Annotated in this window: 22 protein-coding genes; 10 read left to right on the forward strand and 12 right to left on the reverse strand. The window is 67.7% G+C overall.

What is annotated here, in order from left to right:
• The 3 genes from BMZ69_RS24675 to BMZ69_RS24685 all read left to right on the forward strand — a co-directional run bounded on the left by BMZ69_RS24675 (position 1) and on the right by BMZ69_RS24685 (position 2,493).
• On the forward strand, positions 1-459 hold the full coding sequence (locus tag BMZ69_RS24675) for a carboxymuconolactone decarboxylase family protein (RefSeq protein ID WP_092161845.1): 459 nt from the start codon (positions 1-3) through the stop codon (positions 457-459).
• A gap of 11 nt (positions 460-470) precedes the next feature.
• Positions 471-839 (forward strand): Atu4866 domain-containing protein, encoded by a 369-nt coding sequence (locus tag BMZ69_RS24680; protein WP_092161848.1) that lies wholly within the window; start codon positions 471-473, stop codon positions 837-839.
• Positions 840-984: 145 nt separating this feature from the next.
• The gene (locus BMZ69_RS24685) at positions 985-2,493 is read left to right on the forward strand and encodes a helicase HerA domain-containing protein (RefSeq protein WP_092161850.1); all 1,509 of its coding nucleotides are present in this window, start codon (positions 985-987) and stop codon (positions 2,491-2,493) included.
• Between the two features lie 177 nt (positions 2,494-2,670).
• Here BMZ69_RS24685 and dctP read toward each other — a convergent pair whose 3' ends face one another.
• The 3 genes from dctP to argS form a co-directional block, all read right to left on the reverse strand.
• The gene (dctP, locus tag BMZ69_RS24690; protein WP_092161853.1) at positions 2,671-3,762 is read right to left on the reverse strand and encodes a TRAP transporter substrate-binding protein; all 1,092 of its coding nucleotides are present in this window, start codon (positions 3,760-3,762) and stop codon (positions 2,671-2,673) included.
• A 182-nt stretch (positions 3,763-3,944) separates the two neighbouring features.
• Positions 3,945-5,573: an SPOR domain-containing protein gene (locus BMZ69_RS24695; protein WP_139219186.1), complete on the reverse strand. Its 1,629-nt coding sequence runs from the start codon at positions 5,571-5,573 to the stop codon at positions 3,945-3,947.
• Between the two features lie 187 nt (positions 5,574-5,760).
• Complete coding sequence (gene argS / locus BMZ69_RS24700; protein WP_092161857.1) at positions 5,761-7,527, reverse strand: arginine--tRNA ligase; 1,767 nt, start codon at positions 7,525-7,527, stop codon at positions 5,761-5,763.
• A 217-nt stretch (positions 7,528-7,744) separates the two neighbouring features.
• Here argS and BMZ69_RS24705 point away from each other — a divergent pair, with 217 nt between their 5' ends.
• Both BMZ69_RS24705 and BMZ69_RS24710 read left to right on the forward strand, forming a co-directional pair.
• On the forward strand, positions 7,745-8,035 hold the full coding sequence (locus BMZ69_RS24705) for a type II toxin-antitoxin system RelE/ParE family toxin (RefSeq protein WP_092161859.1): 291 nt from the start codon (positions 7,745-7,747) through the stop codon (positions 8,033-8,035).
• A 1-nt stretch (position 8,036) separates the two neighbouring features.
• A complete protein-coding gene (locus BMZ69_RS24710) occupies positions 8,037-8,321 on the forward strand; it encodes an addiction module antidote protein (RefSeq protein WP_092161861.1) in 285 nt (94 codons plus the stop codon).
• Between the two features lie 15 nt (positions 8,322-8,336).
• On the opposite strand, the gene BMZ69_RS24715 is transcribed toward BMZ69_RS24710, so the two are convergent.
• The gene (locus BMZ69_RS24715) at positions 8,337-9,578 is read right to left on the reverse strand and encodes a deoxyguanosinetriphosphate triphosphohydrolase (protein ID WP_092161865.1); all 1,242 of its coding nucleotides are present in this window, start codon (positions 9,576-9,578) and stop codon (positions 8,337-8,339) included.
• Between the two features lie 209 nt (positions 9,579-9,787).
• Between BMZ69_RS24715 and erpA the strand changes: the two genes are divergently transcribed.
• A complete protein-coding gene (erpA, locus tag BMZ69_RS24720; protein ID WP_244543523.1) occupies positions 9,788-10,138 on the forward strand; it encodes an iron-sulfur cluster insertion protein ErpA in 351 nt (116 codons plus the stop codon).
• A 9-nt stretch (positions 10,139-10,147) separates the two neighbouring features.
• On the opposite strand, the gene BMZ69_RS24725 is transcribed toward erpA, so the two are convergent.
• The 3 genes from BMZ69_RS24725 to BMZ69_RS24735 form a co-directional block, all read right to left on the reverse strand.
• A complete protein-coding gene (locus tag BMZ69_RS24725) occupies positions 10,148-11,182 on the reverse strand; it encodes an HD-GYP domain-containing protein (RefSeq protein ID WP_175506961.1) in 1,035 nt (344 codons plus the stop codon).
• 107 nt (positions 11,183-11,289) lie between these two features.
• Positions 11,290-11,886, reverse strand: a complete 597-nt coding sequence (locus BMZ69_RS24730; protein ID WP_244543524.1) for an HPP family protein — start codon at positions 11,884-11,886, stop codon at positions 11,290-11,292.
• 218 nt (positions 11,887-12,104) lie between these two features.
• Entirely contained in the window at positions 12,105-12,716 is a 612-nt protein-coding gene (locus BMZ69_RS24735) for a cold-shock protein (protein ID WP_092161875.1), read from the reverse strand.
• A gap of 208 nt (positions 12,717-12,924) precedes the next feature.
• On the opposite strand from BMZ69_RS24735, the gene BMZ69_RS24740 reads away from it, so the two are divergent.
• Both BMZ69_RS24740 and BMZ69_RS24745 read left to right on the forward strand, forming a co-directional pair.
• Entirely contained in the window at positions 12,925-14,043 is a 1,119-nt protein-coding gene (locus tag BMZ69_RS24740) for a mandelate racemase/muconate lactonizing enzyme family protein (protein ID WP_092161877.1), read from the forward strand.
• An 11-nt stretch (positions 14,044-14,054) separates the two neighbouring features.
• Positions 14,055-14,687, forward strand: coding sequence for a LysE family translocator (locus tag BMZ69_RS24745; protein WP_092161879.1), 633 nt, complete (start codon positions 14,055-14,057; stop codon positions 14,685-14,687).
• Positions 14,688-14,895: 208 nt separating this feature from the next.
• Here the strand turns inward: BMZ69_RS24745 and BMZ69_RS24750 are convergent, their stop codons facing one another.
• Entirely contained in the window at positions 14,896-15,651 is a 756-nt protein-coding gene (locus tag BMZ69_RS24750) for an SIR2 family NAD-dependent protein deacylase (RefSeq protein ID WP_244543525.1), read from the reverse strand.
• A gap of 110 nt (positions 15,652-15,761) precedes the next feature.
• On the opposite strand from BMZ69_RS24750, the gene BMZ69_RS24755 reads away from it, so the two are divergent.
• A complete protein-coding gene (locus BMZ69_RS24755) occupies positions 15,762-16,946 on the forward strand; it encodes an aminotransferase (RefSeq protein WP_092161881.1) in 1,185 nt (394 codons plus the stop codon).
• Positions 16,947-16,953: 7 nt separating this feature from the next.
• Here the strand turns inward: BMZ69_RS24755 and BMZ69_RS24760 are convergent, their stop codons facing one another.
• Positions 16,954-17,346: a hypothetical protein gene (locus tag BMZ69_RS24760; RefSeq protein WP_092161882.1), complete on the reverse strand. Its 393-nt coding sequence runs from the start codon at positions 17,344-17,346 to the stop codon at positions 16,954-16,956.
• Positions 17,347-17,508: 162 nt separating this feature from the next.
• Here BMZ69_RS24760 and BMZ69_RS24765 point away from each other — a divergent pair, with 162 nt between their 5' ends.
• On the forward strand, positions 17,509-18,486 hold the full coding sequence (locus tag BMZ69_RS24765) for a VOC family protein (protein ID WP_092161977.1): 978 nt from the start codon (positions 17,509-17,511) through the stop codon (positions 18,484-18,486).
• A 124-nt stretch (positions 18,487-18,610) separates the two neighbouring features.
• Here the strand turns inward: BMZ69_RS24765 and BMZ69_RS24770 are convergent, their stop codons facing one another.
• The 3 genes from BMZ69_RS24770 to gnd all read right to left on the reverse strand — a co-directional run bounded on the left by BMZ69_RS24770 (position 18,611) and on the right by gnd (position 21,912).
• Positions 18,611-20,140, reverse strand: a complete 1,530-nt coding sequence (locus tag BMZ69_RS24770; RefSeq protein ID WP_092161883.1) for a UxaA family hydrolase — start codon at positions 20,138-20,140, stop codon at positions 18,611-18,613.
• A 251-nt stretch (positions 20,141-20,391) separates the two neighbouring features.
• On the reverse strand, positions 20,392-20,919 hold the full coding sequence (locus BMZ69_RS24775) for a gluconokinase (RefSeq protein ID WP_244543526.1): 528 nt from the start codon (positions 20,917-20,919) through the stop codon (positions 20,392-20,394).
• Between the two features lie 6 nt (positions 20,920-20,925).
• The gene (gene gnd / locus BMZ69_RS24780; RefSeq protein WP_092161885.1) at positions 20,926-21,912 is read right to left on the reverse strand and encodes a phosphogluconate dehydrogenase (NAD(+)-dependent, decarboxylating); all 987 of its coding nucleotides are present in this window, start codon (positions 21,910-21,912) and stop codon (positions 20,926-20,928) included.
• Positions 21,913-22,003: the final 91 nt, after the last annotated feature.

Consider the following 22,003-nt stretch of genomic DNA (forward strand, 5'->3'; position numbering starts at 1 on the left):
ATGACCATGTCACGACAGTCCCGGCTGCGCGCCGCGGCCGCCTTCGCCATCGCGGCGCTGCCCGTGCCCGCCAGCGCCGAATCGAGCGAGGAGCGACGCAAGCGCGGCGAGGCCGTCATCCGCAGCTTGAACAAGGGCGCGCCGCAGCCGGCGCTGGAGCGCCTGCGGCAGGAGTTCCCCTTCCTCGCCGAGGCGACCGAGGCCTATGCGCTGGGCGATGTCTGGTCCCGGACCGGCCTCGACAGCCGCACGCGTCAGCTCGCTGCCGTGGCCGCCTTCGCGGCGACCGGCCAGACCGCCTTCATGAAGGTCCATGCCGGCTACGCCCTGAACATCGGCGTGCCCGAGGAAGAGCTGAAGGAGATCATCTATCTGATCACCGTGCCGGCCGGCATCTCGCGGGCGATCGCGGCCTCCCAGGCGCTGTCGGAGCTCTTCGCCGAGCGCCGCAAGCAGTAAGGGGAACCGCGATGAACACCCTGCTCGTGAACGCCTCGCTGGTGCTGGCGGCAGGCCTCGGCCTCGCCACGACGATCATCCCGAACGGACCAGAAGGCACCGCCCGCATGACGATTAGCCAAGCACTTGCCGAGACCCCGCAGAGCCATCCCTATGTCGGCATGTGGGTCACGGCCGACAATCATGTCCGCCACGAGCTCTTGCCGAATGGCCGCTACGACGAAGCGCGCGGCAACCGCGAGAGCGCCTATCGCGGCCGCTACAAGGTCAGCGGCAACTATATCGAATACTGGGACGACACCGGCTTCACCGCCGACGGCACCTTCGTCGACGCGGACACACTGCATCACGGCGGCATGATCCTGCGCCGTCGCCCCTGACGCGAGCTGTCGGAGCCGCCCTGCATTTGCTGTGGATGCGGCAACCGGCAGCACCTGCGCGCCCGCGCCCGCGTGCTAGACCACCCCGCTCGCTCGTCCCGCTCCGGGGCGGGCGGCGGAGACCGAAGGCGACACGCTGGCAGGCATGAAGACGGGCATCGATATGGGGGCGACGCGCAGCGGCGAGCCCGCCGAGCTCGACCTCGCCGAACTGCTGGCGACGCGGCTCCTGGTCCAGGGCAATTCCGGCTCGGGCAAGTCGCATCTGCTGCGTCGGCTGCTCGAGCAGAGCGCGCCGTTGGTCCAGCAGGCCATCATCGATCCCGAGGGTGACTTCGTCTCGCTTTCCGAGCAGTTCGGCCATGTCGTGGTCGACGGCACCGCGAGCCCGGTCGAACTGCAGAAGATCGCGCTGCGCGTGCGCCAGCATCGCGTCTCGGTCGTGCTCAATCTCGAGGAGCTCGACGCCGACGAGCAATTGCGCGCCACCGCCGCCTTCCTCGGCGGGCTCTTCGATATCGACCGGGCCCATTGGTACCCGATGCTGGTCGTGGTCGACGAGGCCCAGCTCTTCGCGCCGGTGATGGCGGGCGAAGCCTCCGACGAGGCGCGCCGGCTCTCGCTGGGCGCGATGACCAATCTGATGTGCCGCGGCCGCAAGCGCGGCCTCGCCGGCGTGATCGCGACGCAGCGCCTCGCCAAGCTCGCCAAGAACGTCGCGGCCGAGGCCTCCAACTTCCTGATGGGCCGTACCTTCCTCGACATCGACATGCAGCGCGCCGCCGATCTGCTCGGCATGGATCGGCGCCAGGCCGAGATGTTCCGCGATCTCGAGCGCGGCCAATTCGTCGCGCTCGGCCCGGCTTTGTCGAAGAAGCCGCTGCCGGTCCGGATCGGGCCCGTCGCCTCGGTCGATCGCGGCAGCGCGCCCAGCCTGATGCCTTTGCCCGAGCAGGCGCCGGAAGACGCCAGCAAGCTGATCTTCACCGCCGGCGAGGACGAGGTCGCGCCAGCGCCCTGGCCGAAGCAGCCGCGCCCGCGGCCGGTCATGGCGCCCGAGATCATCCGCCGCATCGAGACGCATCAGCCGGTGCCCGCGCCGCCCGAGCCCGAGATCGAGATGGACCCGGCCGAGCGCGCCGCGGCGCTGGTCGAGATCCTGAACGAACTGCTCGACGACCCCGAAGCGCGCGACCGGCCGGTCGCCGTGCTCTACCAGGACTTCACCGTGCGCTGCCGGATGCGCCGCGTCAGCGGGCCGGAGACGAGTCTCGACGCCTTCCGCAAGCGCCTCGCCGTCGCCCGCGCCGGGGCGAGCGAGGAGGTGCTGTCCTCAGATGCCTGGGAGAAGGCGCTGACCGCCGCCGAGACCCTGCCAGAGGACCTGCACGGGCTCTTCCTGTTCATCGCCCGCAGTGCGATCGAGGGTGCGCCCTGCCCGTCCGATGCCGAGCTGGCCGAGGCCTATGGCAGCCATTCGCCGAGCCGGGCCCGCCGGCTGATCGGCTATATCGAGGAGCGCGGGCTGCTCGTCTGCCATGTCGACTTCCGCGGCCAGCGCACGCTCGCCTTGCCTTCGCTCGGCGTCGAGACTGCGCCGGGCCTGGCCTCGCCGCTGGTCAAGGGCCTGCCGCCGCGGCGGGCGCGGGGATAAGCCGCGGCTGTCTTTCCGGTACGGGTCGGGTGCGAACCTAGAACCGCGCCGCCCCTCCCCGTCATGGTCGGGCTTGTCCAGACCATCCACGTCTTCCTCGGTCGAATGCACCGTTCAAGACGTAATGCGCGCCACAAGGGCGAGCATGACGCGTTGGATCAGTCGACGACGCTGAGATTACCGCAGCGATTGCGACGCCTGCGCGTTGAACGCGTCGAAGGGCAATTCTGCGACGCGGAACCAGAGCTGTTCCTTCTTCCAGTACGGCAGGAAGGAATCCCACAGCGTCTTGAAGTTCGGATTCTTCGCCGCCTGGTCGGCGTAGAGCGCAAAAGCCTCCTTGAAGGCGGCCTGCATCACGTCCTGCGGGAAGGCGCGCAGCTCGGCGCCGGCCGCGATCAGGCGCAGCAGCGCATCGGGGTTGCCGTGGTCGTATTTCGCCATGCAGAGCGCGTTCGCCTCGGCGCAGGCCGCCTCGACGATGGCGCGGTAATGCGCCGGCAGCCCGTTCCACTTCTCCTGGTTGGCGATGAAGCTGACATTGGCGCAGCCTTCCCAGAAGCCGGGATAGTAATAGTATTTCGCCACCTTCACGAAACCGAGCTTCTCGTCGTCATAGGGGCCGGAGAACTCGGCCGCATCGATCGTGCCGCGCTCCAGCGCCGGGTAGATGTCGCCGCCGCCGAGCGTCTGCGGCACGACGCCGAGCTTGGCCATGATCTGGCCGCCGAGACCGGCGATGCGGAACTTCAAGCCTTGCAGATCCGCCGCGCTCTTGATCTCCTTGCGGAACCAGCCGCCCATCTGGGCGCCGGTGTTGCCCGAGGGGATGGTGTGCACGCCGAACTTCTTCATCAGCTCGCGGCAGAGTTCGAGCCCGCCGCCCTGGTAGAGCCAGGCGTTCTGCTGGCGGGTGTTGAGGCCGAAGGGCAGCGAGGTCTCGAAGGCGAAGGCGGTGTCCTTGCCGATATAGAAGCTCGCCAGCGTATGGCTGCATTCGACCGTGCCGTTCTGCACCGCATCGAGCGCCTGCAGCGCCGGCACGATCTCGCCGGCGGCGAAGGTCTGGATCTGGAAGTTGCCGTCGGTCGCCTCGGCGACGCGCTTGGCGACCTGGGTCGAAATGCCGAACAGTGTGTCGAGGCTCTTCGGATAGCTCGAGGTCAGGCGCCAGTTGATCTTCGGATTGGTCTGCGCGATCGCGGGCGCTGCGATGGTCGCGGCGGCGGCCCCGGCGGCCGAGGTCTTGAGAAGCTTGCGGCGGTCCATGGTGGTTCCTCACACGCTATCGCGCCGGATCGGTCCGGCGACATCTTGCGGTCAGGCTAGCGACAGCAAGGCACCGGCGGAACTGCGTTCATTGCGCTCCGGCATGCGCAAACGGCGGGGCCCCAAAAAAAAGCCCGCCGCTCCAAGGAGCGGCGGGCTGTATCGACGAGTTTGGCGTTCGATCAGTTCTTGGCGATGAAGCACTGCCCGCCGGCCGCTTGCAGCGCCGAGCACATCGAGCTCGCATCCTCGCGGGCATAGGGACCGACGCGCAGGCGATAGACGGTCTTGCCGCCGGCCAGCTCGGTCTTGCGGATGATCGGGCTTTGGCCGGAGAGCTGATCGGGATACTTGCGCTGGAGCGCCGCGAAAGTGGCGCGCGCCTCGGCTTCGCTGCCCGGCGCGCCGAGCTGCACGGCGAAGCCGCCGTTCGGATCGGTACGCGGACCGGCGGCGGCCGGCTGCGTCTGCTGCTGCGGCGCGAGCGCGGCGGTGCGGGTCGCGGCGGCAGGCGGGGTTTGCGAAGCCGGCGGGGTCGCCGGCGCCGCGGCGCGCTCCTGCGTCTTGGGCGCGGCAGCCGGGGTCGCGCTCGGCTGCTGCGGCCGGGAAGCGGCCTGCGCCTGCGTGGCCGGCGCCGGGGTGGTCGGGCGGCTCGCCGGAGCCGAGCCGGTCACGATACCCTGCCCCGCCCCGTTCGCGGTGGTGTCGCTGACCGCAGGGGTACCATCGGGGCGGATCGCGACGGTGCGGACCTTGCGCGGCTCGCCGAGACCGGGCACGGCCGGGATCGGCACCAGGCCCGGCTCGGTCGGAGCGAGAGCCGCTGCCGCGGTATCGGTCGGCGTGATGCTGCCATTGGACGGCTGGGTCGGGCGCGGCGCCATCGAGCGCGCCGCCTGCTCCACGTCGACCGGCTGCTCCTCGCGGCTGACCACCTTGGTCCTGTCGGCCGAGGCATCGCCGCTGCGCTCGTAGATCTGCTTGTTTTGGTTCGGGATCTCGGCGCCGCCCGGATTGACAGGAGCGACCTTGGACGGGCCGGTATCGGCAGCGATCACCGGCGGCTGGCCGTTGACCCCAGCCGGCTTGCCATTGCGGAAGACCATGGCGGCACCGACGCCGCCGACCGCGACGATGACCAGCGCCGCCGCGGTCAGCATGCCTTTGCGCGAGCGCGAGCGCCTGAAATCGCGTGGCTCGTCATCGAGACCCTGCTGCTGCGCATCATAATCGGGTTCGGCCTGCTGGTAGCTCGGCGCAGGCTGGGGCTGATAGGCGTGCACCTGTCCGGCCGCCTCGTCGAGATCGCGCGGCTGCTCCGGGACGTAGGCGTGCGCCCCTTCCGCCTGCATCGCATAAGGCTGCGCATGCGCTGGTGCCGGCAGCGGCTCGTCGTACTCATGCGCAGGCGGCATGGGCGCCTTTGCGGCGGGCTGCGGCGGCGCGGTCCGCACCGGCTCGGTGCGGCGCAGCAGCGCCTCGAACTCGTCGAGCGCGCCGCGGACATCGGCGGGCGGTGGAGCCGACTGCACCGGCTGCGTCGTGACCAAAGTCGGCTGGAAGCTCGGCTCGGTCCGGTTGCCGGCGGCCCAGGACACGGGCTGCGGCGCTGCCGGGGCCGCGGGACGCGCCTGCTCGGCCGAGCGACCGGCGAAGAGCTCCTTCAACGGATCGTCCTGACCGACGAGACGGGTCAACTCCATCAGCGGATCGGAGGCCGCGCCGGGCTTCTGCGGCTGGGCCGCCCCGCGCAGCTGACGCTCCAGATCGTCGAGATCGAGGGCGAAACGGTTCCTAGCTGGCTCGCTCATGACATGATCCATTCCAGCGCATGCCAGCCCCCATCAAAGGACGCCGCCACAGCGCGGTCAATCTGACGAAAGCTCTAGCCGACCCGCCTTCCGGCATATCGGCCAACGCCGCCTTCGTATCGGACCCGGCGGGCGCTGGCCGGATCATCCTGATCCGCAACGCGCCCGATGCGCCGGGATGGACCCGTCAGCGCATCTCCTCCGGCGCCGTCACCCCAACGACCGCCAGACCGGAAGCAAGGACGCTGCGCACGGCATGCACGAGCGCCAATCTTGCTGAGGTCGAGTTTCGATCAGTTTGATTAACGAACCGTAATTGCGGCGAGTCTTTGCCCTTGTTCCATAGCGAATGGAAGGCGCTCGCCAGATCGTGCACGAAAAAGGCGACACGATGGGGCTCGTGTGACGAAGCCGCGGCGTCGATCATCCTGGGATAAGCGGCGATCATCTTGACGATGCCGATCTCCGACTCGTCGGTCAGCAACCCGAGGTCGGCTTCAGCCAGCGCCTGCGGCGTGAGGTCGAGGTCCGGGAAGGCCTCGGCCGCCTGCCGGAAGATCGAGGCGCACCGAGCATGGGCGTACTGCACGTAGAAGACCGGGTTGTCTTTCGACTGCTCCACCACCTTGGCGAGGTCGAAGTCGAGCGTCGCATCGTTCTTGCGGAAGATCATCATGAAGCGCACCGCATCGCGGCCGACCTCGTCGATGACCTCGCGCAGGGTGACGAAATCGCCGGAGCGCTTCGACATCCGGACCTGCTCGCCATTGCGCAGCAGGCGGACCAGCTGGCAGAGCTTGACGTCGAGCGCCCCCTCGCCGTTCGTCACCGCCTTCACCGCCGCCTGCATGCGCTTGACATAGCCGCCATGGTCGGCGCCCCAGACGTCGATCATCTCGGCGAAGCCGCGGGTGAACTTCGAGCGGTGATAGGCGATGTCGTTGGCGAAATAGGTATAGCTGCCATCCGACTTCAGCAGAGGCCGGTCGACGTCGTCGCCGAACTTGGTGGCACGGAACAGGGTCTGCTCGCGGTCCTCCCAATCCTCGTCCTTCTGGCCCTTGGGCGGCGGCAGCCGGCCCTCATAGACCAGATCGCGGGAGCGCAGATCCTCGATGGTCTGGTGCACGGCGTTGGAATTGCCGTCCCGGCCCTGCAGCGAGCGCTCGGAGAAGAACAGGTCGTGGACGACGCCGAGCGCGGCGAGATCGTCGCGGATCATCGCCATCATCCCGTCGATCGCCGCCTGGCGTAACAGCGGCAGCCAGTCCCATTCAGGCTTGTCGCGCAGCGACGGGCCGTGGTCCTTCGCCAGCGTCTGCCCGACCGAGATCAGGTAGTCGCCAGGATAGAGCCCTTCCGGAATCGCGCCGATATCCTCGCCCAGCGCCTCGCGATAGCGCAGGAAGGCGGAGCGGGCGAGCACGTCGACCTGCGCCCCGGCATCGTTGATATAGTATTCGCGGGTGACGTCGTGCCCGGCGAAGGCGAGCAGGCTCGCCAGCGCATCGCCAAACACCGCGCCGCGGCCATGGCCGACATGCATCGGCCCGGTCGGATTGGCCGAGACATATTCGACATTGATCTTCGGGGAGGCCTTGGTCGTGCCACGGCCATGCTCCGTCCCGGCCAGCACCGCCGACTTCAGAACCTCAGTGAAAACAGCAGGTTGCAGCGTCAGATTGATGAAGCCGGGACCGGCGATCTCGGCCTTGAGCACATCGCCGTCCTTGGCCAGCTCGGCGACGATCAGCTCGGCCAGAGCGCGCGGCGCCATGCCGGCTTCCTTGGCCAGCACCATGGCGGCGTTGATGGCGAGATCGCCATGGGCCGGATCCTTGGTCGGCTCGACCACGACGCGCGCCAGCGACAGGCCGGCCGGAATACGGCCGGCTTCCGCCAGCCCGGTCAGGACGGTGGCGAGGCGTGCGGAGAAAGTCTCAAAAATGTTCATAACAGCCAAGCGGGGAAATTGAGCGACAACGCCGGGGCCTACCACGGGGAAACCGATTGGGAAACCAGGGCCTCGCTGCCTCGCCAGCTATACCGACGTCGACGCGGCCAACGGCAAGGCTCAAGGCGCGACTCAGGCCGCGCTTGGCTGGTAGCGAAGCCCGCAGTAATTGTGTATCCTAGTTGACACTGGATCGTGCCCACCCGGCATCGCCGCAATGGTCGAAATCCGCAAAACGCAGACATTCGCCAATTGGTTGGCTGATTTGCGGGACCGCCAGGCCAAGGCGCGGATCATCGTGCGGATCGAGCGTATGCAAGCCGGGAACTTCGGCGATCACAAATCGGTCGGTGACGGCGTGAGCGAAATGCGGATCGACTACGGTCCTGGCTATCGCGTGTATTTCGCGGTCCGGGGCACGACGATCGTCATCCTCCTCTGCGGTGGCGACAAGGGCACGCAGCGCATGGATGTCGCGAAGGCGAAGCAATTGGCGAAGGAGGTCTGAAATGGCCCTGGAAACCACCAGGTTCGACGTGCTCGACTATCTTGGCACAGCCGAAGATCGCGCCGCCTATATCGAGGCTGTGATCGAAGAGGGTGATTCCGCCTATCTCATCGAGGCGATTGGCAATGTGGCGCGCGCCCAAGGCGCCTCGGCCTTCGCCGCGGAAACCGGCCTGAGCCGCGAGACCGTCTACAAGGCCTTCATCCGGGGCGGAAATCCGACGGTCGATACGCTGTTCAAGGCGCTCGCCGCGCTAGGCCTGAAGCTGACGGTCAAAGCAGCCTAAGCCCAGGCGCCGCCCCTATCGCAGCGACGGGGTGGCGTCAAACAGGCGCCGATGCTCGCCCAGCGCATAGGAATCGGTCATCCCCGCGATGTAGTCGGAAACCCGGCGCGCCAGGCGGGCCTCGTCGAGCTCCCCGCACCCCGCCGCCCATTCGGCCGGCATGGCCTGCGGCTGCGCCTGGAAGCGCACGAACAGGTCGCGGACGATGTCCGCCGCTTCCTTGCGGATCACGCCGACGCGGGGATGGCGATACATGTTCGGGTAGAGGAAGCCCTTGATCGCCTGATCCGCGGCGACGATCGCCGGCGAGAAGGCGACGACCGGCGCCCCGGCCCGCCTGATCGCATCGGCATCACCCGGGGTCAAAGCTGCGATTCGCGCTTGGGATTCGGCGATCACATCCTCGACGAAACGGGTGATCACCCGGCGCACCAGTTCGTTCGTGGCGCGCGGCTTCTCGAGCCCCGGATGCAGACCCTCGATCTCGTCCAGCAGCTCGCCCAGGAACGGCACCGCCCTGAGCTCGGAGAGCTCGAACAGCCCGGCGCGCAGGCCGTCGTCGATGTCATGGGCGTTGTAGGCGATGTCGTCGGCGAGCGCGGCGGCCTGCGCCTCGGCCGAGGCGTGGCTGTCCAGCCAGAGGTCCTGCTTCTGCTGGTATTCGAGGATCGCGACCGGGATGCCGGCCTTGGCATAGCGCTCGGTCGGCCTGCCGTCGGCGCTCAGCAGCGGGCCGTTGTGCTTGACCAGCCCCTCCAGCGTCTCCCAGGTCAGGTTGAGCCCGTCGAAGCCGGCATAGCGCCGCTCCAGCCGCGTGACGATCCGCAGCGTCTGGGCGTTGTGGTCGAAGCCGCCGAAGCCGGCCATGCAGTCGTCGAGCACATCCTCGCCGATATGGCCGAAGGGCGTGTGGCCGAGATCATGCGCCAGCGCCAGCGCCTCGGCCAGGTCCTCGTCGAGCCCGAGCGCCCGGGCGAGCGCGCGGGCGATCTGCGCCACCTCGATCGTATGGGTCAGGCGGGTGCGGAAATGGTCGCCCTCATGCGAGACGAAGACCTGGGTCTTGTGCTTCAGCCGGCGAAAGGCGGTCGAATGGATGATGCGGTCGCGGTCGCGCTGGAACGGATTGCGCGTCGCCGAGCCGGGCTCCGCGACCAGCCGGCCGCGGCTCGTCGCGGTCCGGCAGGCATAGGGAGCGCGCCAGCGGTCGCCGGGCTCGCGGCCCGCGGCAAGGGCGGTAACGTGTGCATGCGGCATGGCAGACCCGTGGGCGGAGCAGGATGCGAAACGTGGAAACCGGTTTTCGCCTAGATCCTGCTCCAACATTTAGAATGAGAGACGGATTCAGCTTTCAAATGGAAACGCAAGGCGCTTCCATTTGAAAGCATCCGGCTCTCGCGCGGCTTGAAGGCCCGCCATGTGGGCATTACCTTTGCAACCGAGGCAGGAGCAAGGACGTTCTGCGCATGACCATGGCGATCGAGGCCAATCCGCATACGATCTCGCTGACCGACAAGGCCGCGAGCCGCATCGTCGCGGTGATGGCGAACGAGGCTCCCGGCGCGATGCTGCGTGTCAGCGTCGCCGGCGGCGGCTGCTCGGGCTTCCAGTACGTCTTCGATATCGATCGGCAGAAGGCCCCCGACGACATCGTGATCGAGCGCGACGGCGCAACCGTCCTGATCGACGAGACCTCGCTCGAACTGCTCGACGGCTCGACCATCGATTTCGTCGACGATCTCGTCGGCCAGTCCTTCAAGATCATCAATCCGAACGCAACCAGCTCCTGCGGCTGCGGCACGTCCTTCGCGCTCTGAGAACCGGCGTCAGCCCGGCAGCACCACGGCCCTGAACGCGCGCAGCAGGTCGGCGTCGAGCTTGGCGCCCATGCCGGCCAGCATGGCATAAGCCTGTTCCGGCTCCATCGGCGTCTTGTAGGAACGCCGCTCGATCAGCGCCGCATAGATGTCGCAGATCGTGATCATCCGGACGACATCCGATATCTCACTGGCTTTCAGCCCCTGCGGATAGCCCGAACCATCGAGATATTCATGGTGGCTGCGCGCCGCCTCGACGATTTCACCGGCGAAACTGCCCTGCCGCAGCAGCATCTCATAGCCGATCTGCGGATGCTCGCGCACGATCGCCAGCTCCTCATCGGTCAGCCTGCCGGGCTTGTGCAGGATCGAAAGGGGCACGCGTGCCTTGCCGATGTCGTGCAGGACGGCGGCACTGGTGACCAGCTTGCGGGCGGCTTCGGGAAAGCCGAGCGCATGGGCGAAGGCCGCCGCGAGACCGGCGACCAGAAGACAATGCTGATAGGTCGCGTCGTCATGGCTCCAGACCAGGTCGAGCCAGGCGTCGAGATCGCGGTCGTTGACAGCGCGGTTGATCGCCTCGACGCTGCTCTCGATCGCAGCCACCGGCAGCGCCCGGCCTTCGCTGGCGGCGAAGAGCATGTCGGCCATCGCTGCGGAGGCGGCAAAGAAATGCCGTTGCACCGGCGTCGCGTCCTGCGGGGCGAGGATGCGGCCGATCTCGTCGAGCAGCGCCTTGGTCGGCAGATCGGCAGACAGGACAGCGCTCGCGCCGATCGCGTTCGCCTGCGTCGTGAGCCGCGGTGACTGGTCGCGCAACAGGCAGAGATAGGGCGTGCCTTTGCGCCTGAAACTGGCCAGCCGATCGCGGACAGCTTCGACCGCGACGCGGCTGGACAGATCGACGTCGCTGATGAGCAGCCGGTTCGGCGCCGCACCGGCCTTCGTCGGGCAGTTCAGGTCGACGACGTCGCAAGGCCCCCAGAGCGACAGCAGTCGCTCGAGCTTCTGGCTCTCTTCCGGACGATCGGTGATCAGCAGCACGGCAATCGGCATCTCCTCATAACGAAGACACCCTAGCCTGAGGTTCCTTGAGGTCAGGTGAAGCCGATTCGCTCAAATTCGCCGTTTCGGTTCAGAAATGGCCGAGGTCACGAGCTCCGGGCTTGCCGGCGCATCGCGCTCGCCTCGGCATATTGCAGCAGCCGGTCGAGGTCCTCGCGGGCGATGTCGAAGGACTCGCCCATTTGCGCCAGCGCCTCGTCGATATCGGGCGCGCTGAACATCGCCGGCAACGCCGCTTGCGGGGCGACAGTACCGATCTGCGGCGGACGATGGGGATAGCTGCGGCGCACCAGGGCGTGGAAGGCGACGCCGAGCACGGCCGTGAGCGCCACCGCGCCGCCCGGCGGGTGCAGCGAGCGCGTCAGCGACATGATCGCGATGGCGAGCACGACGGCGAGCGCCGCCGCGATGGTCAGGTCCGGCACGGCCCAGCCGACCGCCAGGCCGACCAGGGCCGAGATCACATTGCCGCCGATGACCGGCCAAGGCTGCGCCAATGGGCTGGCCGGCACGACGAAGACCAGCACAGCCGACGCGCCGATCGGCGCCACCACCAGTGGCGAAGGCGTCGGAAACACATATCCGGCCGCCGCGGTGAGCGCGATCGCGGCGAAAACGCCGGCACAGGCGACAATCCGTTCGGTTGGCGTCGCGCCGGCGAGGATCGGTTGGAACAGCTTCACGGCAGGCTCTCCGGAGCATGCCCTGCCGACCATCCGATCGTACGGGACGCGCCCCGATATCAGTCCTGGGTCGCCTCTATAATAGGCATCACGCACAACTCAACGGCAAAATCCGCAATTCACGATCTATACCGTAAATTACCTCAGCTGCCTCACGCAAATATCAGCGGCACAATGCAAAAAGGCGCCCGAAGGCGCCTTTCCCGAGAATGTTCTCCTCAATGCGAGCTGAGAGGTCCACCCTGCTCGAAGCGGACTTCGGCCGCCATCAGTCCCTTCGGTCCCGGCCCATAGCGCACCAGCACGGTCTGCCCCGGGATCAGCTCGACGATGCCGTAGCGGCGCAGCGTCTCCATATGGACGAAGATGTCGGGCGCGCCCTCGCCCGCCGAGACGAAGCCGAAGCCGCGCAGGCGGTTGAACCACTTCACCACCATGCGCTCCAGCCCGCTGGTCGGCGTCACCGTCGCATTGGTGCGCGGCATCGGCATCTCGGCCGGGTGGCGCGCGGCGGAGGTGTCGATCGAGAGCACGCGGGTGGCCTGGCGACCCCGCGCCTTGGCAACCGCCTCGAGCACGATGCGCGCGCCCTCGGCGATGGCATGGAAGCCGTCGCGCTTGAGAGTGGTGACATGGACCAGGACATCGCTGCCGCCATCCTGTGGCACCACGAAGCCGTAGCCTTTGCTCACATCGAACCATTTGACGTGGCCGATGATCTCGACCACCTGCTCGGCAACCGTCTCAGGCCCGTCCAGACGCACGATCCGGTTGAGCGATTGCAGCGGGCCGACCGGTGGCCTGCCTCCGTCGCCGTATTCGTCGGACATGTCCCGCTCATCTCCGCCGCGAAACGTGATTCGTGACGTGACGATAGCACCCTGGCGGAGTCGGGAAACAGCCGCTTCCGGCTCATCCACATCATCGAGCATGCGCAAGGCGCGTTAAGGCCGATGAAAGCTGCGCCTTGTCGCTCTTGCGCATCAGGTCGATGATCCCCGGCAAGAGTGTTTCGGCACAGCGCTTCGGAGAGCTGCCATGCGCATCACCCGCGTCGAGCCCTTCATCCTGCACATCCCGGTCACCGGCGGCTCGATCGCCGACTCGACCCATCGGATCAGCCATTGGGGCGTGGTCGGCACGAAGATCGTCAGCGAGGACGGGCTCACCGGCTATGGCTTCACCGGCACCCATGCCGACCTTGCATCCGACCGGCTGATCACCGCCTGCATCCGCGACTGCTACGCGCCGCTGCTCGTCGGCGAGGACGCGTCCGAGCATTCGCGGCTCTGGCTCAAGCTCGCCCGCCACCCGGCGCTGCAATGGGTCGGCCGCGCCGGCATCACCCAGCTTGCGCTCGCCGCCGTCGACGTCGCGCTCTGGGATCTCAAGGCCAAGAAGGCGGGCCTGCCGCTCTGGCATCTGCTCGGTGGCGCCAGCAAATCGAAACTGGAAGCCTACAACACCGATATCGGCTGGCTCTCGATCCCGAAGGACGAGCTCGTCGAGGGCGCCCGCATGGCGGTCGAGCGCGACGGCTTCCACCGGATCAAGATCAAGGTCGGCCATGCCGACCCGATGACCGATATCGGCCGCCTCGAAGCGGTGCGCCGCGCCGTGGGCGACCATGTCACCATGGCGATCGACGGCAACGGCAAATGGGACCTGCCGACCTGCAAGCGCTTCTGCGCCCGCGCCGAGGGTCTCGACATCTTCTGGTTCGAGGAACCGCTCTGGTACGACGATATAGGCTCGCATGCCGAGCTCGCCCGCTCGACCGCGATCCCGGTCGCGCTCGGCGAGCAGCTCTATACGCTCGATGCCTTCCGCGCCTTCGTCCAGGCCGGCGCGATCCACTATGTCCAGCCTGACGTCACCCGCCTCGGCGGCATCACCGAGTACATCCAGGTGGCGGAGCTGGCGCTGGCCCATCGCCTGCCGGTGGCGCCCCATGCCGGCGAGATGAGCCAGGTCCATGTCCATCTCGCCTACTGGCATCCAGCGACGCCGGTGCTCGAATACATTCCCTGGATCAAGGACGCCTTCGTGGAACCGGCCAATGTCGCCGACGGCTGCTTTCTGCGCCCGCAGCAGCCCGGCGCCGGCACCACGCCGACCGGGGACGCCTTTGCCCGCTTCGCCAAGCCGCTGGCCTGAAGGACCCCGCCATGCTCGATGTCACCACGCTCGCCCTGTTCACTGCCGCCTGCGCCGTGCTGACCGCGACGCCGGGACCGGACATGCTGTTGATCGCCTCGCGCAGCATGAGCCAGGGCCGCGCCGCCGGCTTCACGACCTATGCCGGCATCGCCACCGGCAGCTATCTCCAGGCGCTTGCTGCAGCCTATGGCCTGTCGCAGCTCTTCCTGCTCGTGCCGGCCGCCTATGACGCGCTGCGCTGGGCCGGCGCCGCCTATCTCGCCTGGCTCGCCTGGAAAACCCTACGCTCGCCCGCGACACTGTTCGCGCCGACGGCCGATGCGGCGCGTTTCCCGCTGAGCCAGATCTTCCTGCAGGGCCTGCTGACCAATCTGCTCAACCCGAAGATGGCGCTGTTCATGCTGGCGCTGCTGCCGCAGTTCCTGAAGCCTGAGGCCGGCTCGCTGCTGCTGCAGGTCGTGGTGCTGGCCTCGATCCTCAACTTTGTGGGGTTGATCGCCAACGGCATCGTCATCGTGACGGCGAGCCGTCTCGGCCGCGCCATCGCCAGCCGCCCGCATCTGGCGCTCTGGCCGCAGCGCATCCTCGGCGTCGTCTTCGGCGGACTTGCGCTGCGCCTCGCCTTCGCCTCGCGCGATTAGTGAGACCTTTCGTGCCAAGGCCCGCGAGGCGCCATCTTCCCTGACGCGGCCGGATGAGCCGCCTCTCTCTATCCCGGAACGAGGGAGAGAGGGAGAGGGGCCGGCGCCACATCTGACCAGCATCGGCTCTGCCCCCTCCCAACCCTCCCCCGCGCCGGGAGAGGGCTCCCGCGCTTATCCCGTCTTGCTCAAGGAACGGCGGCCGTCATCAGTTCGCCAGCCGCGCCAAGGCCGGGCCGATCTCGCTGCGCACGACGAGATCGGCGATCGGATCGAGATCGGTCGCCTCGCGGTTGAGGATGACGAGCTTGGCGCCGTTGCGCTTGGCGATCACCGGGAAGGTCGCGGCCGGGAAGACGACGAGCGAGGAACCGGCGACGAGATACAGATCGGCAGACATCGTCAGCTCATGCGCCCGCAGCATCGGTTGCTGCGGCATCTGCTGGCCGAAGGAGATCGTCGCCGTCTTCACGATCCCGGCGCACATCATGCAGGACGCCGGCTCGCCGCTCGCCTCGAATTCGGCCCGGATCGCCGAAAGCTCGTGCCGCCAGCCGCAGCTCAGGCAGGTCGCATAGGTGCCGTTGCCGTGCAGCTCGATCACGCCGTCCTCGGCGATGCCGGAGGCCTGGTGCAACCCGTCAATGTTCTGCGTGATCACGCCGGGCGAGCGCCCTTCCGCCACCAAGGTCGCCAGCGCCCGGTGGCCGCGATTGGGCCGCGCGTCGCGATAATGGTCGTCCATCACGAATTTGCGCCGCCAGGCCTCGATCCGCGCCTCGCGGCTGGCGAGGAAGGCTTCGAACGGGATCGGCTTGTTGGTCATCCAGGGCGAGCCGGGCGAACGGAAATCCGGCACGCCCGATTCGGTCGAAATCCCCGCCCCGGTGAACGGCACGATCACCCGGGCGCGGTCGAGCATGGCGTGCAGTTCCTCGATCGCGTCCTGTGTCGTCTCGTCCATGCCGTCAGCCTCGCATTGTTTAGGTTCGAATATGGGGGCTGCCGGCGCCGCGCTCCAGCCCTGCCGGCACAGGCGTTGACGTAGCGAGAAACGCGCCGCAAAGCTCAGCCATGCCTGCGCCCTCTCCCGCCCCGCTCAATCCCGATCTCATCGACACCGCGACCCCGCCGATCCCAGAGGCCAAGGCCTGGGCCCGCGGCTATGCCGGTGGCAGCGGGCCGCTGATCGACCTGTCGCAGGCCGTACCCGGCTCGCCGCCGCCCGCGGCCCTTCTCGAGCGCCTCGCCGAGGCCGCAGCCGCGCCCGAGAGCACGCGCTACGGCCCGATCGCCGGCGACGACATCCTGCGCGAGGCCTATGCCGCCGAGAGCAGCACGTTTTATGGCGGTACGATCCGGCCGCAGGAGATCGCGATCACCGCCGGCTGCAACCAGGCCTATGTCACGGTAATGATGGCGCTGGCGCGGGCCGGCGACAATGTGCTGCTGCCAACGCCCTGGTACTTCAACCATGAGATGACGCTGAACATGCTCGGCGTCGAGCCGCGCCCGCTGCCCTGCGATCCGCAAGCCGGCTTCGTGCCGGATGCCGAGGTCGCAGAGGCGCTGATCGACGAACGAACCCGCGCCATTGTCCTGGTGACGCCGAACAATCCGACCGGTGCCGTCTATCCGCCCGCGACCATCGCCGCCTTCGCCGCGCTCTGCCGCAGGCGGAAAATCTGGCTGGTCCTCGACGAGACCTATCGCGACTTCCTGCCCGAAGGCTCGGATCGCCCACATGAGCTCTTCGCCGCAAGCGACTGGCAGGATTCGCTGATCGGCCTCTACAGCTTCTCCAAGGCCTATGCCGTGCCCGGCTGGCGGCTCGGCGCGATCACCGCCGGCGAGACCGCGCTCGCCCAGATCGGCAAGGTGCTCGACTGCGTCCAGATCAGCCCGGTCCGCGCCGGCCAGAGCGCCGTCGCCTGGGGCATCGACGGCATCCGCGCCTGGCGGCAGGCCAACCGCGCCGAGATGAATTCCCGCGCCGCGCTCTTCCGCCAGGCGATCGCGCCGCTGAATGGCTGGACCGTGCTCGCCGCCGGCGCCTATTTCGCCTATGTCGCGCATCCCTTCGAGGGCGTGCCGGCGGCGGAGGTCGTCCGCCGGCTGGTGCAGGAACGCGGCGTGCTCGCTTTGCCCGGCCCCTATTTCGGCCCTGGGCAGGAGCAGCATTTGCGCATCGCCATCGCCAATGTCGCGGCCGAGCGCATCGCAGCGCTCGGCGAGCGGCTGAAGGGCTTTGCGCTCTGAGACGACCTCAGCGCAGCAGCGCCGCGTAGCGCTCGCGATAGGCGAAGGCGAGAAGCGCGCCGCAGACCGCGACGATCGCCGCCACCGGAATGCCCTGCGGGTTGAGCTCGGCATGGAACAGCACGATCACCGTCATCACCGGTGCGATCAAGGCGAGGCCCAGCGCCGGCGCCAGATTGAACAGCAACAGCAGGCCGCCGACGAGGTTCACGCTCTTCAGCAGCGGCAGAAAGAATTTCGCCTCCTGGAGCGAGGTTTCCCAGGCGCGGCCCTGCTCCGTCACCGGCGGGTGGATCAGGTGCGTGCCGGTCGCGAGGAACCAGAAACCGTCGACCGCACTGACGATGAAGAGCAGGCCGAGGGCGATACGGGGCAAGGTGACCATCAGAAAGTTGCGCATAGTCCGTCTTCTTGTCGGTTGAAGCGCCGGGCGAAGCCGGCGCGGCTGCATTGCGCCCGCCTGAGCGGGTTTTGCCCCTCGCGCGCTTGTGACATGCGTGCTGACGCGAAGAATGCTCTGCACGGCCGCAGCGGCAATGCGCCGCGACCGGAACAGGTGACGATGACGATCGCATTGACGAGACGGACCCTGCTGCGGCTCGCCGGGACCACTTCTCTCGCCATGGCGGCGGCTGCAGCCGCGCAGGCGGAGGGACCGGCGCCGGCCGGCACAGGCTCGGAACCGGGCCTTGCCGGCAGCGCGCCGATCCGCTGCGGCGCGATCGGCCTGCGCGTGCGCGATCTCGACCGGATGAGCCGCTACTACCAGTCGGTGCTTGGGCTTAGCGTCATCTCGGCCAGCGCCGATGGCGTCATCCTCGGTGCCGGCGGCGTGCCGCTGGTCTGGCTGGAACCGCGGCCGCAGGCTGCTTTCGAACCGCGCAATGCCGCCGGCCTGTTTCACACCGCTTTCCTGATGCCGTCGCGGCACGATCTCGCCCGCTGGCTCGTCCATGTCGCGCGCAACCAGACGCCGCTCACCGGCTTTGCCGATCACAGCGTCAGCGAAGCGGTCTATCTCGACGATCCGGAGGGCAACGGCATCGAGGTCTATGCCGATCGCGATCCACGACTCTGGCGCTGGGAGGGCGAGCGCGTCGTCATGGGCACGCACCGGCTCGACGTCGACGGGATTCTGAGCCTCACCGACACCAGCCGCAGCGATTATCGCGAGGCGCCGGCCGGACTGCGCATCGGTCATATGCATCTGCGCGTCGGTGACATCGCGCAGTCGGAGAGCTTCTACCGCGACGCGATCGGCCTCGATTCGACCTCGCGGCGCGACACGGCGAGCTTCCTCTCATCCGGCCGCTATCATCACCATGTCGCGCTCAACACCTGGAACAGCGCCGGCGCCGGGCCGCGCGACCAGGCCCAGACCGGCCTCGACTGGTTCTCGCTGGAGGTCGCCGATCCCGCTCTGCTTGCCGCGCAGCGCGAGCGCATGGCGAGAGCCGGCTATACGCCGACGACGGTGGCCCGCGGCTTCGAGAGCACCGATCCGTGGGGTACGCGGCTCAGGTTGGTGGGCGCAGTCTGAGGCGTCATGCTCGCCCTTGTGGCGAGCATCCACGTCTTGAACACCCGCTCGACCAGCAAAGACATGGATGGTCGGGACAAGCCCGACCATGACGAGGAAGGTGTCCGTTGCGCCCGAAGGCTCCTCACATCGTCGCGCCGATCTGCCAGGGCACGAACTCGGCGTCGCCATAGCCGAGCTGCTCGGACTTCGAGCGCTCGCCCGAGGCGATCTTGAGCAGCGTCTCGAAGATCTCGCGGCCCTTCTCCTCCAGGCTCACGCCGTCGAGCACGTCGCCGCAATTGATGTCCATGTCGTCGATCATCTTCTCGTAGATCGGCGTGTTGGTGGCGAGCTTGACCGAGGGCGTCGGCTTGCAGCCATAGGCCGAGCCGCGGCCGGTCGTGAAGGCGAGGATGTTGGCGCCGCCAGCGACCTGGCCGGTCGCAGCGACCGGGTCGTAGCCGGGCGTGTCCATGTAGACGAAGCCCTTGTCGCGCACCGGCTCGGCATAGTGGTAGACGGCCGAGAGCGTCTTTGTGCCGCCCTTGGCGGCCGCGCCGAGCGACTTTTCCAGGATGGTGGTGAGCCCGCCCGCCTTGTTACCCGGCGACGGGTTGTTGTTCATGCTCATCCGGGCGCGCTCGGTATAGTCCTCCCACCACTTGATGATGCCGACGAGCTTCTCGCCGACCTCGCGGGTGGCGGCGCGGCGGGTGAGCAGGTGCTCGGCGCCGTAAATCTCCGGCGTCTCGGAGAGGATCGCGGTGCCGCCATGCTCAACAAGGATGTCGACGGCGGCGCCCAGCGCCGGATTGGCGGTGATGCCGGAATAGCCGTCCGAGCCGCCGCATTGCAGCGCCAGCATCAATTCGGAGGCCGGCACCGTCTCGCGCGACACCCGGTTGGCGATCGGCAGCATTGTCTTCAGCGCCTCGACGCCGGCCGCGACGCTCTTCTTGGTGCCGCCGGTCTCCTGGATCGTCATGGTGCGGAAGATGTCGCTCTCCTCGACGCCATAGGCTTCCTTCATCCGCTTGATCTGGAAGCCCTCGCAGCCGAGGCCGACGACCAGCACCGCCGCCATGTTCGGATTGCAGGCATAGCCCCAGGTCGTGCGCTTCAAGACCTCGAAGCTCTCGCCATTGTAATCGATGCCGCAACCGGTGCCGTGGGTCAGCGCGATCACCCCGTCGACATTGGGATAATCGGCGAGGATGCCGGAGCGCTTGACCTCCTCGGCCATGAAGCGCGCGGCCGAGGCCGAACAGTTCACCGAGGTGAGGATGCCGACATAATTGCGCGTGCCGGCCCGGCCGTCCTTGCGGCGGAAGCCCTGGAAGGTCGCCTGCTGCTCGACCGGCAGGATCAGCTCCTGCTTGGCCTCGGCGGCATAGGCATAGTCGCGCTCGAAGGCGTGGAAGCCGGTATTGTGCTCGTGCACCCATTCGCCCGGCGGGATGTCGTCCGTGGCGAAGCCGATGATCTGGCCGAACTTGCGGATCGGCTCGTCCTTGGCGATCCGGGTCAGCGCGATCTTGTGACCGCGCGGGATGCGCTTCAGCGCGGTGACCCCGGCAGCACTGACACCGACATCGATCGGATCGACGGCGACCGCAACATTGTCGGCGGCGTTGAGCTTGAGCGTGCGCGGCGGAACGACTTTGTCGAGCATGATGATACCTTGGGATCGGCGGCTCCCCCGCCTCCTCCAAGCAATGCGCTGATTGCGGCCTTTTTTCAATCGGTTGAAACTAGGAGCTGCGTTGCGGCCCGCGCCGGGCGGAATTCTGCTGGGTGGGCAAAGGCACCGGCTTTCGTCATGGTCGGGCTTGTCCCGACCATCCACGCCTTCGCTTCAGCAATCGCGTGCGGTGTTCAAGACGTGGATGCTCGCCACAAGGGCGAGCATGACGGGTTGCTCCCTCAGCTCAGCCGAAGCTCGCGCACGACCTGCTCGACGATCGCCTCCTTGCTCGCCTCGACCTGGACGACGAGCGGGTTCTCGTCGGCGCCCGGCTCCTGCAACGTGGCGAACTGGCTGTCGAGCAGCGCGGGCGGCATGAAATGGTGCTGGCGCGCCGCCATGCGCTGGCCGATCAGCTCGCGCGAGCCCTTGAGATAGACCAGCGCGACGTCCGGGCGATCGCCGACGATCACCTCGCGATACGCCTTTTTCAGCGCCGAGCAGGTGACGATACCGTTCTTGCCTGTCGCGCGCAGGTCATCGATCCAGGCCGCGATCGCCGCGAGCCAGGGCCTGCGGTCCTCATCGGTCAGCGGAGTGCCTGAAGACATCTTCGCGACGTTCGCGGGTGGATGGAACGAATCCGCATCGCGGAAAGGCCAGCCGAGACGCTCGGCCAGCCGCTCACCGAGCGAGGTCTTGCCCGAGCTCGCCACACCCATCACGACGATCACCGCCGGTTTCCCGGCGCCATTGGCAAAGGTCATGCTCGCTCAGCCTTGCTTCTTCGGCTCGACATGGCCGCCGAAGCCGGCGCGCATGGCGGAGAGGATCTTCTCGGCGAAGGTGTGGTCCTTGCGCGAGCGGAAGCGGGTGTAGAGCGAGGAGGTCAGCACCTCGGCCGGCGTCGCGGTCTCGATCGCCGCCTGCACCGTCCAGCGCCCCTCGCCCGAATCCGAGACATGGCCGGAATAGGCGCCGAGTTCCTCATCGGCCGCCAGCGCCTCGGCGGTGAGGTCGAGCAGCCAAGAGGTCACGACCGAGCCGCGCCGCCAGACCTCGGCGATCTCGGCGACGTCGAAATCGAAGCCGTACTCCTCCGGCAGGCCCTCCTTGGCCGAGGCGTTGCGCAGGAGGTCGAAGCCCTCGGCGAAGGCCTGCATCATCCCGTATTCGATGCCGTTATGGATCATCTTGACGAAATGGCCGGCGCCGGCCGGGCCGCAATGCAGATAGCCCTGCTCGGCCGTCGGGTTGCGCCCCTCGCGATGCTTGGTCGGCTCGATCCCGCCCTTGCCCGGCGCCAGCGCCTGGAAGATCGGCTCCAGCCGGTCGAAGGTCGCCTTGTCGCCGCCGATCATCAGGCAATAGCCGCGCTCCAGCCCGTGCACGCCGCCGGAGGTGCCGATGTCCAGATAATGCAGGCCCTTGGCCTCGAGCTCGCGCCCGCGCCGGACATCGTCCTTCCAGAAGGCGTTGCCGCCATCGATCAACGTGTCGCCCGGCGCCATCATCGCCGCAAGATCGGCGAGCGTTGTCTCGGTGATCTCGCCCGCCGGCAGCATGATCCAGATCGCGCGCGGCGCCTGGAGCTTTTCGACCATCTCCTTGAGGTCGCCGACATTGACGGCGCCGTCCTTGGCCAGCGCCTCGCCCGGCTTCGGGTCGCGGTCATAGACCACGCAATTGTGCCCGGCGCGGAGCAGCCGCCGGACGATATTGGCTCCCATGCGGCCGAGGCCGACCACTCCAAGCTGCATCGCGAACGCTCCTGCTGCCGGCAGAGAGCCGGCTTTGGCGATGCTAAATGCCCCGATGAAAGCCGGCCGGCAAGCGTTGGCCGGCCGGCAC

It is taken from the genome of Allobosea sp. CRIB-10 (assembly GCF_900112185.1).
Classification (GTDB): domain Bacteria; phylum Pseudomonadota; class Alphaproteobacteria; order Rhizobiales; family Beijerinckiaceae; genus Allobosea.

Bases quoted from the DNA above. Each gene is read 5' to 3' on its own strand.
- BMZ69_RS24710 (WP_092161861.1), top strand. From the start codon at position 8,037: ATGGCCCTGGAAACCACCAGGTTCGACGTGCTCGACTATCTTGGCACA.
- BMZ69_RS24755 (WP_092161881.1), top strand. From the start codon at position 15,762: ATGCCTGCGCCCTCTCCCGCCCCGCTCAATCCCGATCTCATCGACACC.
- BMZ69_RS24750 (WP_244543525.1), bottom strand. From the start codon at position 15,651: ATGGACGAGACGACACAGGACGCGATCGAGGAACTGCACGCCATGCTC.
- BMZ69_RS24775 (WP_244543526.1), bottom strand. From the start codon at position 20,919: ATGACCTTTGCCAATGGCGCCGGGAAACCGGCGGTGATCGTCGTGATG.
- BMZ69_RS24765 (WP_092161977.1), top strand. From the start codon at position 17,509: ATGACGATCGCATTGACGAGACGGACCCTGCTGCGGCTCGCCGGGACC.
- BMZ69_RS24740 (WP_092161877.1), top strand. From the start codon at position 12,925: ATGCGCATCACCCGCGTCGAGCCCTTCATCCTGCACATCCCGGTCACC.
- argS (WP_092161857.1), bottom strand. From the start codon at position 7,527: ATGAACATTTTTGAGACTTTCTCCGCACGCCTCGCCACCGTCCTGACC.
- BMZ69_RS24685 (WP_092161850.1), top strand. From the start codon at position 985: ATGAAGACGGGCATCGATATGGGGGCGACGCGCAGCGGCGAGCCCGCC.
- BMZ69_RS24715 (WP_092161865.1), bottom strand. From the start codon at position 9,578: ATGCCGCATGCACACGTTACCGCCCTTGCCGCGGGCCGCGAGCCCGGC.
- erpA (WP_244543523.1), top strand. From the start codon at position 9,788: ATGACCATGGCGATCGAGGCCAATCCGCATACGATCTCGCTGACCGAC.
- gnd (WP_092161885.1), bottom strand. From the start codon at position 21,912: ATGCAGCTTGGAGTGGTCGGCCTCGGCCGCATGGGAGCCAATATCGTC.
- BMZ69_RS24745 (WP_092161879.1), top strand. From the start codon at position 14,055: ATGCTCGATGTCACCACGCTCGCCCTGTTCACTGCCGCCTGCGCCGTG.
- BMZ69_RS24770 (WP_092161883.1), bottom strand. From the start codon at position 20,140: ATGCTCGACAAAGTCGTTCCGCCGCGCACGCTCAAGCTCAACGCCGCC.
- dctP (WP_092161853.1), bottom strand. From the start codon at position 3,762: ATGGACCGCCGCAAGCTTCTCAAGACCTCGGCCGCCGGGGCCGCCGCC.
- BMZ69_RS24705 (WP_092161859.1), top strand. From the start codon at position 7,745: ATGGTCGAAATCCGCAAAACGCAGACATTCGCCAATTGGTTGGCTGAT.
- BMZ69_RS24695 (WP_139219186.1), bottom strand. From the start codon at position 5,573: ATGAGCGAGCCAGCTAGGAACCGTTTCGCCCTCGATCTCGACGATCTG.
- BMZ69_RS24760 (WP_092161882.1), bottom strand. From the start codon at position 17,346: ATGCGCAACTTTCTGATGGTCACCTTGCCCCGTATCGCCCTCGGCCTG.
- BMZ69_RS24680 (WP_092161848.1), top strand. From the start codon at position 471: ATGAACACCCTGCTCGTGAACGCCTCGCTGGTGCTGGCGGCAGGCCTC.
- BMZ69_RS24675 (WP_092161845.1), top strand. From the start codon at position 1: ATGACCATGTCACGACAGTCCCGGCTGCGCGCCGCGGCCGCCTTCGCC.
- BMZ69_RS24735 (WP_092161875.1), bottom strand. From the start codon at position 12,716: ATGTCCGACGAATACGGCGACGGAGGCAGGCCACCGGTCGGCCCGCTG.